Genomic DNA, 11,494 nt, shown 5'->3' with positions numbered 1-11,494 from the left:
ATGAAAGAAATTGATTTTCAAACTTCCATCACCCTAGGTCTGCAGGGCTACCCCTACCTGACGTCGTGATGATTCTGTGGGACCGTTTTGTCGCGGCGAACGCCTAAGACCACCACGACGACGCAAGCTCTCGGCGGTGCAGCCCGTGAGGAGATGCGGATGCCCTTATCCCCTGAAGAACAAGAACAGCTCGAGGCCATAGAGCACTATCTCAGCCTGGACGACCCTGATCTTGCGCAGAAACTGCGGGCTGGATCCGGCGGCACTAGGGTCAAGGCTCGTCATGTCTGGCTGTCGCTGGTGCTGCTGATGGGGATCATGGTCCTGCCCGTGGGACCCGCTGCTAAGTTCTTGGCAGTCGCCGTCGTCGGGTTCATTCTCGCTGCCGTCGGCGCCTACGGAGTTCTCGGCAATTCACTTTTCCAAAATCCTCAGGTCGCAGCGCGGGAAGAAAGCCGGGAAAAACCGGAAAGGCGCTAGCAGAGCGTAACGGGCGCGATCTGCATAATAAGCCGCGCACTAATTTTTTTAGGAGGTAAATGTGACACAGAGCAAGATTGTTTTCACCCTGACGGCGTCGCCACACAAAGGTGACGAGCGGGTCTTCCGCAACAGTATCGAACTGATGGTGGAAGACGGCGTCGGAGGTGCCAGCTTCACCCCTGCTGACATCGGTCGCACGCAGGCGGTGTTGCAAGGCGGAATTATCGCCGATCGCCGGTTAGTCACCGCACGCGGGCTGGCGGAGTATCTGGCGGACACCTTGGCATCTAAAGAGGGCATCCGCCTTGCCCTCGGTGTAGAGCTCGGGGACCGTTCTGTGGGGGAGTGCCTCCGCGCTGCGTGAGCGCCCCGTCGTTCTGGCAAGGCCGGGCGCTCGGTAGCCGGGAGGCGTTCCTTTCCTGCTACTTCTGCGCTAGGCTCCTCGATATCTTGGTATACCAAGATATCGAGTGAGAGGAAGCCCATGTCCCTAGGCCTTGTCCCTTCTGCGCCAGCAGAGGGAGAGCAGCAAATCCGCGTTCCGTTGAGTTCCACCGTGCGGGAGGCGTTGCTCCGCGTCAGTACCGCCACCATCACCACACAATTGATGTCCCGCGGCTACCGTAATACGTATCTCGAGGGCCTGGCGTTCTCTAATCCCTCCCGTCAGCGGATGGTGGGCGAAGCCTTCACCATGCGGTGCATTCCTGCGCGGGAAGACATCGATATTCCCGAAATCTTTCAGGACTACGATCATCCGCAGCGCACCGGCGTCGAAGCTGTGCAGCCCGGCCAGGTTCTGGTCGTCGATTCGCGCGGGCGCAAACGGGCGGCGTCGCTGGGGCACATCCTGGCCACGCGGCTGAAGGTCAGAGGAGCCGAGGGGATTGTCACCGACGGCTCTTTCCGGGACATGGCAGGGTTCGAGGATCTGGACTTGCCGACTTTCTCCGCCGGCGCCTCGCCGACGACCAATCTGGCGCAGCACCATGTGGTTGACGTCCAGGTGCCCATCGGCTGTGCCGAGGTGCCAATTTACCCAGGCGACATCATGGTCGGAGACCGGGACGGCGTCGTTTGCATTCCGCGGCATCTTGCGGAAGAAGTTGCCCGGGACGCCCTGGAGCAAGAACGCCTTGAAGGGTTCATCCTGGAACAGATTGCAGGCGGAAAGCCGTTGCGCGGAACCTATCCGCCCAACGAGCAGGTTCGCCAGGCTTACCAGGACAAGCTGTCGCGCTTCGCGGAATGAGCATCCGAGCGGCGCTCGTGCTGCCTGACAAGGTCTATGGAGGCCGTGATGTGGTCACGCATCATGGCGGCGGCCGCCTTGGCATCCCCTCGGTGTGCAGCCTCGTAGATCGCCTCGTGCTCGGCCGCCTCGGCAGCACCGCGCGGCCAGCGTTCCCAGAGCACGCCGACGACGGCGAGGGCCGTGAGGTCTTGGAGGCTGTCCAAGGCCTTGACCACGAAGTCGTTCTCGCAGTTCGAGTACATTCCGCGGTGGAAGCGGCGGTTCGCCAGCGCCTGGCCCGCCGTGTTTCCCTCCTTGGCGTGTTGCCGCGCATCATCCAAGGCCTGGAGCGCGGCGGTAAAGCCTGGATCGATCCGGGCTGCGTCCTCGATGGCCCACGGTTCAAGCAGGACCCGCTGCTCGTAAATATGGCGGACATCGGCAAAGCTCAGCCGCCGCACTTCGATGCGCCGGTTAGCCGTGGCCACCAAGCCGGACCGCTCCAGGACGATCAGGGCTTCCCGGACTGGGGTTTTGGAAACGCCCAACTGGTCGGCAATCCTTCGTTCCACGAGGGTTTCACCGGGGCGCAGCGTGCCCGAAAAGATCGCGCTCTTCAGAGACTCGACGATCAGGCCGGAGCGGGTCGGTGCCGGCCCCATAGCGGGCAACGGGGACAAGGAAACAGCGTCCGGCAACGAGGTCATGCTGGTCAGCTTAGTTCACCTTTCCAGAGTCGAGGTGTCGGGTACCGCTCATGATCTTCCGGACCGGCCCGGCCGCCCGGGCTCAAATATCTATCCCCATCTTCCTAAGGAATCAACGATGTTTTCTTCTGATGCACGCAACACGAGGCGTGGTCCGTTCCGTGCCCCGATCGTGATCGCTGCTGCGGCAGCACTGGCCTTATCCGGATGTTCAGTGGCCAATTCTGCGGCAGATTCTCCCGCCGGCGGGCAGGCGCTCAGGCTGGTGCTGCCGATGGAGCCGACGACGCTCGAGCCGTGCGATTCGTCGCTGGCTTCCACCGGCGTCGTCGTCCGATCCAACATCACGGAACCACTCATCGAGCGGGATCCGACCAGCGGCGAACTCCATCCGCTGCTCGCGACCAGTTGGGAAGCAACCGGAGACACGGAATGGACCTTCACGCTGCGCGAGGGCGTCAGCTTCCAGGACGGGACACCCTTCAACGCTGAAGCGGCTGCCCTCGCGATCGACCGTGCCGTCAATGGCGATCTCAGCTGTGACGTCGAAGGGCAGATCTTTGGCGACGCGGATCTGGTCGTCGAGACCGTGGACAGCCTCACCCTCAAGGTCAGCACTCCTGACCCGGACCCGGTTCTGCCGCTTCGCCTTTCCTTCATTGAGATCGGAGCCCCGACCGACGCTGAGGCCAAGGTCCGCGAACCCATCGGCACCGGCCCTTACGCCATCGACAGCTGGGATGCGGGACTCAAGATCACGCTCCAGCGGAACGAGGACTATTGGGGCAGCGCACCCGCTTACCAACGTGCCGAGTACCAATGGCGGTCGGAGGGAACCGTGCGGGCCGCGATGGTCACCGGAAACGAAGCCGACATTGCGATGGGCCTCAGCACTGACGACGGCGCGGGAGAACTGGGCATCGACTATCCGAACAACGAGACGGTCGCGCTGCGGTTCAGCGGCGATATTGCACCCTTGGACGACATTCGGGTCCGGCAGGCGATCAACTTTGCCATCGACAAGACCGGCATCACCCAGTCCCTTTACGCGGGCAAGAGCGAACCGGCCTCACAGATCATTCCGCCGGGCGTCGTTGGCTACAACGACGATCTTGAACCGTGGGAATTCAATCTGCAAAAGGCCAAGGAACTGGTCGCGGAAGCAAAAGCCGACGGCGTGCCAGTGGACCAGAAAATCACCATTGTTGCCCGGAGCGGGCAGTTCCCGAAGATCGACCAGTTGACCGAAGTGCTGCAGGAACAGTTAAAGCAGATTGGCCTCAATGCCGAAGCCAAGGTCGTTGAAACCTCTACCGGACTGCAGTACCAGGTGCGTCCGTTCATTCTGAACGAGGGTGCCATTGCGATGGTCGTCCAGCACGGCAATCAGGCCGGCGATGCGTCCTTCAGCGTCGACTCCTATATGACAACCGACGGCCAGATGAGCATGTTCGGCACGGAAGCGTTCGACGACGTCCTGGCCAAGGCCTCGGCACAGACTGGCGAGGAGCGGCAGCGGGCCTTTGCCGACGCCTTCGCGTATGAACGGAACGAGGTGGTGCAGTTCGCCTACATCGCGCGGATGACCGGTGTCTTGGCGAAGGCCGCGGGTGTGGACTACGAGCCGGACTCCGCTACCGGGGACGAACTGAGGCTGGCTGCGGTCAGCCCGGCAAACTGATAAATGCGGTGAGTCCCCTGCGGCCCGCGGTGTCATCGACACCGCGGGCCGCATCGCTCTTGGACCCCAGAGGTTAGCCCAGCAGCAGGGCTACGAGCAGGACTGCGGGAAGCGAGAGCAGCGAGGTGAGGAAGATGATGTCCCGCACCAGGGTGGACTGCATCCTGAACTGGCTGGCGAACAGGAAGACGTTCTGCGCTGTGGGCAAGGCGGCCATGACCACAACGCCCAGCAGCGGGACTCCGTCCAACTGGAAGAGGAAATGCCCGATCGCCCACGCGAGGGCCGGCATCAGGATGAGCTTCACGACGGTGCCCAGTGCCACATCTGCGCGCAGGCTCCGCTGGGTTAGCGGCTTCTGCCCGTACAGGCTCATGCCGAACAGCATCAGCAGCAGGGGAATGGAAGCGTTGCCCACCATTTCTATCGGTGCCCAGAGCACCTCCGGAAAGTGCAGCCCGGTCAGCGACATCAGGGCGCCAACGGCGGTGGCAACGGTGACGGGGTTCAGGATGGACCGCACCACGGTGCGCCACAGCGGGACAGTCGCGGGAGCACCGCCGTCGGGATGACAGGGCTTAGCGGCCGCGGCCTTCCGCTGGCACCACGCGAAGACGGACAGGTAGATCGGCGCAATGACCAGCAGTTGGGCCAGCAGCACCGAGACTACCGGGTCCGCGCTGCCCACCGCGTAGAGGGCGATGGGCACACCGATGTTCCCGGCGTTCACGTAGGTGGAGGCCATGGCGCCGCCGGCCGTCTGTGCGGCCGAACGGCGCAGCACGAAGCGGCTGAACAGCGCGTAGGCCGCGCCGGCAACAGCGGCTGTGATCAGCGCGATCGGGGTGTACACACCGATCACCGATGCCAGGTCCGTGTCCGCGAGCAACACCAGCATCAGCGCCGGATTGGTGATGTAGAAGATCACCGGCGTGAGCCCGCGCTGCATGTCCGGCGCCTTCTGCGGCAAGATGGCTGCGGCCGCGAAGCCCACCGCCACGATCACCAGCACGACGCCGAAGCCGAGCAGTACTCCTTCCACGGAACCTCCTTCACATCACGGCAATGTCCGGCCGGCCAGAAGCGGCCGACCGGACAGAGCCTCACACGGTAAAACAGAAAAATCCGCCCGCCCCGCGGTGCGCGGGGCGGGCGGAAGGTCCTAGCGGACCAGGCAGGGGCGCTTGGGATCGAATTCCCAACCCTGAACCAGGTACTGCATGGAGACGGCGTCGTCGCGCGCGCCGAGGCCATGCTCGAGGTACAGTGCGTTCGCCTCGGCCAGCCGCTCGCGGTCCAGCTCGACGCCCAGACCCGGGGCCTGCGGCACCTTGATCTCGCCGTCGCGGATCAGCAACGGCTCCTTGGTCAGGCCCTGGCCGTCCTGCCAGATCCAGTGCGTGTCCAGCGCGGTGATCTCGCCCGGAGCAGCCGCGCCGACCTGGGTGAACATGGCCAGCGAGACATCGAAGTGGTTGTTCGAGTGCGAGCCCCAGGTCAGGCCGAACTCGTTGCACAACTGCGCCACCCGGACGGAGCCGGCCATCGTCCAGAAGTGCGGATCGGCCAGCGGAATGTCGACGGCGTTGGTGCGCACCGCATGTGCCATTTCGCGCCAGTCGGTGGCGATCATGTTGGTGGCCGTCTGCAGTCCGGTGGCCCGGCGGAACTCCGCCATGACTTCACGGCCGGAGAACTTGCCTTCGGCGCCGCACGGGTCTTCGGCGTACGCCACCACACCCTGCATGCGCTTGCCCAGCCGGACGGCGTCCTGCAGCAGCCAGCCGCCGTTCGGGTCCAGCGTGATGCGGGCATCCGGGAAGCGATCCTTGAGCGCGGTCACCGCGTCGACTTCCAAGTCGCCGGCCTGCACGCCGCCCTTGAGCTTGAAGTCCTGGAAGCCGTAGCGGGCCTGTGCGGCCTCGGCCAGGCAGACCACGGCCTCCGGCGTCATGGCCTCTTCGCGGCGCACGCGCTCCCAGGCGTCCGCCCCGTTGGGCTCACGCAGGTACGGCAGATCGGTGGCGTCGGGGTTGCCCACATAGAACAGGTAGCCGAGCATCGGCACCGCATCCCGCTGCTGGCCATCGCCCAGCAGTTCGGCCACCGGGACACCCAGGAACTGTCCGTGCAGATCCAGCAGCGCCGATTCGATGGCCGTCACGGCGTGCACGGTGGTGCGCAGGTCGAAAGTCTGCAGACCCCGGCCGCCGGAGTCGCGGTCGGCGAACGCTGCGGCGATTTCCCGCAGCAGGCTGCGGAAACGGGCCACCGGCCGGCCGGTGATCATGGCACCGGCATCCTCGATGGTGGTGCGGATTTTCTCGCCGCCGGGGACTTCGCCCAGGCCGGTGCGCCCGTCGGAATCGGTCACGATGACCACGTTCCGGGTGAAGAACGGACCGTGCGCACCGGAGAGGTTCAGCAGCATCGAGTCGTGCCCGGCAACCGGGACCACCTCGACGGCGGCAATGGTGGGTTGGTTGCTCATGCTTTACTCTCCTGCGCCTTCGATGGTGCCGTCGATGCGCCGGTTCAGCTGCCACGGGTTGGACTGCTGCAGGGCCTTCGGAAGCAGGGCGTCCGGAATGTTCTGGTACGCCACCGGGCGGAGGAACCGCTCGATCGCCAGGGTGCCCACCGACGTCGTGCGGGTATCCGAGGTGGCAGGGAAGGGGCCGCCGTGGACCATGGCGTGTCCCACTTCGACGCCGGTAGGCCAGCCATTGGCCAGGATGCGGCCTGCCTTGCGCTCCAGCACCGGCAGCAGCGGCGCGACAGTGGACTGGTCCTCATCGGTCATGTGCAGAGTGACGGTCAGCTGGCCTTCCAGCCGCTTGGCGGCCGCGAGCAGGTCGTCCGTGGAGGTGTAGCGGACCATCAGCGACGCCGCGCCGAAGATTTCCTCGTGCAGCACGTCGTTGGAGAGGAACGTGGGGACATCGGTGCCGAACACGGCCGGCGCCGGGGCGTTCTGCGTGGCTCCGGCCTGGCCGCGGGCCACCAGATCCACGCCATCCTGCTTGCCGAGGGAATCGACGCCGGCGGTCCAGGACTCGGCGATGCCGCGGGTCAGCATGGTTTGTCCGGCGGACGGGGCCATCGCGCGGTGCACCGCGGCCGCGAAAGTATCTCCGGTTTCGCCGGCCGGAACGAAGACCAGGCCCGGCGCCGTGCAGAGCTGGCCGCTGGAGCCGGTGACCGAGCCGACGTAGGCTGCAGCCAGCGCGTCCAGGTCGCCCTTGAGTGCGCCGTCGAAGAAGAAGACCGGGTTGATCGAGCTCATCTCGGCGTAGACCGGGATAGGTTCCGGCCGTGCGGCGGCGGTGGCCACCAGAGCGGTGCCGCCGGAGCGGGAGCCGGTGAAGCCGACGGCCTTGATCGCCGGGTCGGAGACGAGGGACTGGCCGATGCTGGCACCGGGACCGTAGATCAGCGAGAACACACCGGGATGCAGGCCGGAGTCGCGCACGGCGTCGGCAATGGCATGGCCGACGATTTCGCTGGTGCCAGGGTGGGCGTTGTGGGCCTTGAAGACCACCGGGCAGCCGGCGGCCAGCGCCGAGGCGGTGTCGCCGCCGGCCGTGGAGAAGGCCAGCGGGAAATTGCTCGCCCCGAAGACGGCAACCGGACCCAGCGGAACCTTGCGCTGCCGGATGTCGGCGCGCGGCATCGGCTGGCGGTCCGGCTGGGCCGGATCAATGCGGACACCGCGGTGGTCGCCCTGGCGCACCACCGCCGCAAAGAGACGCAGCTGGCCGGTGGTGCGGCCGCGTTCGCCGTTCAGCCGGGCAGCCGGGAGTCCGGTTTCGGCCATCGCACGCTCGACCAGCTCGGCGCCGACGGCTTCGATGTTGTCGGCGATCTTTTCCAGGAAGACGGCGTGAGTTTCCGGATCCAGCGAGCTGAAGGAGGCGAACGCTTCCTCGGCTGCAGCAGTGGCGGTGGCGAGCTGGGCTGCGTCAATGAGGCTGTAGGCGGGTTCGAGGACTTCGTTGCTGGCAGGGTCGAAGCCGTTGACGGTACCGCCGGTGCCGGTGACTGATTCGCCGGCAATGATCGAATGGCCTGTCAGAGTTGTCTGCGTGGTGGGCATCGGATGCTCCTTCTTTACTGCTTCTTTGCTGCGGGTGGTCGGCTGTGGCTGAGGGCCGGAAAGCGGCCGCCCGTATCGGGCGGCCGCTTCGGGGCATGGAACCTAGGCGTTCTGCAGGACGGTGTCCGCCGGGCGGATGCCGGCGGCGTCAATCAGGGCCGACAGGTCGGCAATGTCCTTCTCGGTCAGATCCTGCAGCGGCGGACGGACCAGGCCACCGTCGCGGCCGATGGCCTTCAAACCGCCCTTGACGATGGAGACACCGTAGCCCTTGACCCGGTCGCGGATGTCCAGGTACGGGAGCACGAAGCGGTTGAGCTTCTCCGTCACGGCATCGCGGTCCTGGTTGCGGACGTCGCGGTAGAAGTCCAGCGCGAACTCCGGCACGAAGTTGTACATGGCGGAGGAGTAGGTGCTCATGCCCAACTGCAGCAGCGGCAGTGCAAATGTCTCCGCCGTCGGCAGGCCGCCCAGGTAGAACAGCCGGTCGCCGTTCTTGGCGTAGACCTTGGTGAGGTGTTCGATGTCGCCCAGGGCGTCCTTGAAACCGATGAAGTTCGCGTGCCGGTCGGCCAGCGCGGCCACGGTGTCCGCGGCGTAGATCGCGTTGGCGCGGTTGTAAACGATGACGCCGACGTTGGTGGCGGCGCAGACGGCGGACACGTGGGCCAGCAGGCCGGCCTGGTCGCATTCGGTCAGGTACGGCGGCAGCAGCAGCAGCCCTTCGGCGCCAGCGGCCTCGGCGTCCTTGGCGTTCTGGATCGCCTGGGCGGTGGAACCACCGGCGGAAGCGAGGACGGGAACCCGGCTACCGGCTTCCTCAACCGCCATGCGGACCACGCGGGCCGACTCTGCCGGCGTCAGGCTGAAGCCTTCTCCCGTGCCGCCGGCGGCAAACAGGCCGGCAACGTCGAAGCTGGACTGCCAGTCCAAGTGCTTGCGGTAGGCAGCTTCATCAACGTTCAATTCCGCGTCGAAGGCCGTTACCGGGAAGGACAGCAGCCCGTCCTTGAGCTTGTCTGCGAGTTCTTGGGGCGTGTACTGGGCCACGTGCATCTTCCTTTGCATGGGTGCCGGTAGCGGCGGGGTTGAATGCGTTGGTTCCACCCTAGGAAGCCCGGATGATGCCTGTCCAAGCCCACTTTTGTATGGATTGATGCACTAAGAGTATTGCCCTGCTGTGGGTGGGCAGCGGGACCGGGCCCCGGCGGCTACGCCGCTTTGCTCCAGACACTGTCGAGCATCCTGCGCAGCGCGGGATTGTGGGCGGTCCGGTTCCAGATGGCGTGCAGCTCCACCGAGTCCGGCGCCAGCCCCGGCAGATGCAAGTAGCTCACGCCCTCGACTCCCAGCAGTTGAGCTGACTCGGGCACGAAGGCGACGCCGCGGTCGGCCGCCACCAGCGCCACCATGGTCAGGATCTGGCTCACGGTGTGCACCACGTTGCCGTGTTCGATCGGAATCTGACGCACCACCAGATCGTAAAAATAGCGGGCCTTGATCGGTGAATGCATGATCAGCGGCACGTCTTTCAGATCGGCCAGGGCCAGCGGACGCGACAGTTGGTCCAGCGGGTGCCCGCCGGGAACAGCCAGCATCAGGTTCTCGGAGAGCATGAGGTGCGACTCGAAAAGCTCGGTATCAAAGGGCGGACGGGCGAGCCCCAGGTCGAGGTCGCCGTCCATGATGGCCCGGACCTGCTCTCCGGTCACGAGTTCCTCGAGTTCGACGTCGACTTCAGGCAGTTCCTGTGCAATCTCGGCGAGCAAGGGGCCCAGCACGCTGAAGGCGGTGGCGGCTGTGAAGCCGATCCGGATTTCGCCCGCCCGGCCCGCGGCGATGCGGCGCGCCGTCCGCGGTGCCCGGTCGGCCGACACCACCAGCTTCCGCGCCTCGGCAAGAAAGGCGTGCCCGGCAGCGGTCAGCGCCACCTTGCGGTTATCCCGCTCCAGCAGTTCGACGCCGATGCTGCGCTCCAGTTTCTGGATCTGCCGGCTGAGCGGAGGCTGGGTCATGCTCAGCCGCTCGGCGGCTCGTCCGAAATGCAGTTCTTCGGCGACGGCGATGAAACCGCGGGCTTGGTCGAGGGTAAACATGATGCCTTTCAAGTATCATTCAATGCACTAATGGGCTTGGACATGCATCATAGTCTCTTTCTAAGCTCGATGTCCGAGCCACAGTGACCTGCTTCATATGAACCGCGTCACGGCCACGACCCGTTCGAACAACGCTGTTCATCGAGCAAGGAGCCCGAAGTGAAAGCACTCTCCATCCGCCGGACCGTTCTAGGTCTGACCGCCGCCTCTGCAGCGCTGGCGCTGACTGCCTGCGGCGGCAACGTCGGCGGCAGCACCGCCTCCGAAGGGGGGACCTTCCCCGACGGCCCGATCACCCTGACAGTCGGCCAGGCTCCCGGCGGCTCCACGGACCTGATCGCGCGCACTGCGGCCGAAGGCATGGCGGACGAGCTCGGCGTCGCGGTGCCGGTGGTCAACAAGCCCGGCGCCAACGGAGCCCTCGCGACCCAGGAGGTCGCAGCCATGGAGCCCGACGGACAGAACCTCGTTCTGCTGAATGCCTCGCTGATCACCATCACTCCGCTGGCAGTGTCCGAAGGCGAAGCCGTCACCCTGGACGAAGTGGACGTGATCAAGGGCCTGTCCCAGGACGACTACGTGCTGGTGGCCAGCGCCGACTCCGGCTTTGAAAACCTGGACGACATCAAGAAGAGCTCCAAGAAGCTGACCTTCGGCACCACTGGCGTGGGCACCGGCTCGCAGCTGTCGCAGGCCATCCTGTTCGCCCAGGCCGATATCACGGGCACCGCGGTCCCCTTCGATTCGGGTTCGCCCGCGCTGACCGCTGTCATGGGCAACCAGGTCCAGCTGGCCACCATCCAGCTCGGTGAGGCCAAGCCGCAGATCGACGCCGGCACCGTCAAGCCGATCGTCGTCTTCTCCGACGAGCGCAACACCTTCCTGCCGGACGTCCCCACCGCCATCGAAGAAGGCTACGAGGTTCCGGTGTCCCAGTACCGCGCCCTGGCCGCCCCGAAGGGTCTGCCGGAGGACGTGAAGGCGAAGCTGGTCGCATCCGTCGAGGCCGCCCAGGCCACCGACAGCTACAAGGCGTTCAACGAGAAGAACATGCTGACCCCGAAGGAGATCTCCGGCGAGGAAGTCGTCCAGCAGTGGAACGACTTGGCTGCCAAGTACAAGGAGCTCACCGAGAAGTACGACATCTCGCTGGCCGGCGAGTAGCACCACCCACGTAAGGCCGACCGGCCTTCACAG

At 65.3% G+C, this 11,494-nt stretch carries 11 protein-coding genes; 5 read left to right on the top strand and 6 right to left on the bottom strand.

Going from position 1 to position 11,494, the window contains the following annotated elements; genetic code table 11:
- The first annotated feature begins 159 nt into the window (after positions 1 to 159).
- From AB0N75_RS16720 to AB0N75_RS16710, 3 genes are all read left to right on the top strand, one after another.
- Positions 160 to 480: a DUF3040 domain-containing protein gene (locus tag AB0N75_RS16720; protein WP_364652075.1), complete on the top strand. Its 321-nt coding sequence runs from the start codon at positions 160 to 162 to the stop codon at positions 478 to 480.
- A gap of 61 nt (positions 481 to 541) precedes the next feature.
- Positions 542 to 847 (top strand): hypothetical protein, encoded by a 306-nt coding sequence (locus AB0N75_RS16715; RefSeq protein ID WP_364652074.1) that lies wholly within the window; start codon positions 542 to 544, stop codon positions 845 to 847.
- A gap of 120 nt (positions 848 to 967) precedes the next feature.
- Entirely contained in the window at positions 968 to 1,735 is a 768-nt protein-coding gene (locus AB0N75_RS16710; RefSeq protein ID WP_364652073.1) for a ribonuclease activity regulator RraA, read from the top strand.
- On the opposite strand, the gene AB0N75_RS16705 is transcribed toward AB0N75_RS16710, so the two are convergent.
- Complete coding sequence (locus AB0N75_RS16705; RefSeq protein ID WP_364652072.1) at positions 1,702 to 2,424, bottom strand: GntR family transcriptional regulator; 723 nt, start codon at positions 2,422 to 2,424, stop codon at positions 1,702 to 1,704. The genes AB0N75_RS16710 and AB0N75_RS16705 overlap by 34 nt on opposite strands.
- Before the next feature lie 118 nt (positions 2,425 to 2,542).
- Here AB0N75_RS16705 and AB0N75_RS16700 point away from each other — a divergent pair, with 118 nt between their 5' ends.
- On the top strand, positions 2,543 to 4,105 hold the full coding sequence (locus AB0N75_RS16700) for an ABC transporter substrate-binding protein (protein ID WP_364652071.1): 1,563 nt from the start codon (positions 2,543 to 2,545) through the stop codon (positions 4,103 to 4,105).
- Positions 4,106 to 4,178: 73 nt separating this feature from the next.
- On the opposite strand, the gene AB0N75_RS16695 is transcribed toward AB0N75_RS16700, so the two are convergent.
- The 5 genes from AB0N75_RS16695 to AB0N75_RS16675 form a co-directional block, all read right to left on the bottom strand.
- Entirely contained in the window at positions 4,179 to 5,147 is a 969-nt protein-coding gene (locus AB0N75_RS16695) for an AEC family transporter (RefSeq protein ID WP_364652070.1), read from the bottom strand.
- Positions 5,148 to 5,267: 120 nt separating this feature from the next.
- Complete coding sequence (locus tag AB0N75_RS16690) at positions 5,268 to 6,596, bottom strand: enolase C-terminal domain-like protein (protein ID WP_364652069.1); 1,329 nt, start codon at positions 6,594 to 6,596, stop codon at positions 5,268 to 5,270.
- A 3-nt stretch (positions 6,597 to 6,599) separates the two neighbouring features.
- On the bottom strand, positions 6,600 to 8,201 hold the full coding sequence (locus AB0N75_RS16685; RefSeq protein ID WP_364652068.1) for an aldehyde dehydrogenase (NADP(+)): 1,602 nt from the start codon (positions 8,199 to 8,201) through the stop codon (positions 6,600 to 6,602).
- Positions 8,202 to 8,303: 102 nt separating this feature from the next.
- Positions 8,304 to 9,251, bottom strand: coding sequence for a 5-dehydro-4-deoxyglucarate dehydratase (gene kdgD, locus AB0N75_RS16680; protein ID WP_364652067.1), 948 nt, complete (start codon positions 9,249 to 9,251; stop codon positions 8,304 to 8,306).
- Positions 9,252 to 9,412: 161 nt separating this feature from the next.
- Complete coding sequence (locus tag AB0N75_RS16675; protein WP_364652066.1) at positions 9,413 to 10,297, bottom strand: LysR family transcriptional regulator; 885 nt, start codon at positions 10,295 to 10,297, stop codon at positions 9,413 to 9,415.
- A 159-nt stretch (positions 10,298 to 10,456) separates the two neighbouring features.
- Between AB0N75_RS16675 and AB0N75_RS16670 the strand changes: the two genes are divergently transcribed.
- The gene (locus AB0N75_RS16670) at positions 10,457 to 11,461 is read left to right on the top strand and encodes a tripartite tricarboxylate transporter substrate binding protein (protein ID WP_364652065.1); all 1,005 of its coding nucleotides are present in this window, start codon (positions 10,457 to 10,459) and stop codon (positions 11,459 to 11,461) included.
- The last annotated feature ends 33 nt before the right edge of the window (positions 11,462 to 11,494 follow it).

The sequence above is a fragment of the Arthrobacter sp. NPDC089319 genome (genome assembly GCF_040684925.1).
Lineage (GTDB): Bacteria > Actinomycetota > Actinomycetes > Actinomycetales > Micrococcaceae > Crystallibacter.
The sequence above is the reverse complement of the archived record's forward strand: the minus strand, read 5'-3'. Positions and strand labels throughout refer to the sequence as shown.

Coding starts and splice junctions, on each gene's coding strand:
- AB0N75_RS16685 (WP_364652068.1), bottom strand. CDS start 8,201: ATGCCCACCACGCAGACAACTCTGACAGGCCATTCGATCATTGCCGGC.
- AB0N75_RS16700 (WP_364652071.1), top strand. CDS start 2,543: ATGTTTTCTTCTGATGCACGCAACACGAGGCGTGGTCCGTTCCGTGCC.
- AB0N75_RS16705 (WP_364652072.1), bottom strand. CDS start 2,424: ATGACCTCGTTGCCGGACGCTGTTTCCTTGTCCCCGTTGCCCGCTATG.
- AB0N75_RS16690 (WP_364652069.1), bottom strand. CDS start 6,596: ATGAGCAACCAACCCACCATTGCCGCCGTCGAGGTGGTCCCGGTTGCC.
- AB0N75_RS16720 (WP_364652075.1), top strand. CDS start 160: ATGCCCTTATCCCCTGAAGAACAAGAACAGCTCGAGGCCATAGAGCAC.
- AB0N75_RS16710 (WP_364652073.1), top strand. CDS start 968: ATGTCCCTAGGCCTTGTCCCTTCTGCGCCAGCAGAGGGAGAGCAGCAA.
- AB0N75_RS16675 (WP_364652066.1), bottom strand. CDS start 10,297: ATGTTTACCCTCGACCAAGCCCGCGGTTTCATCGCCGTCGCCGAAGAA.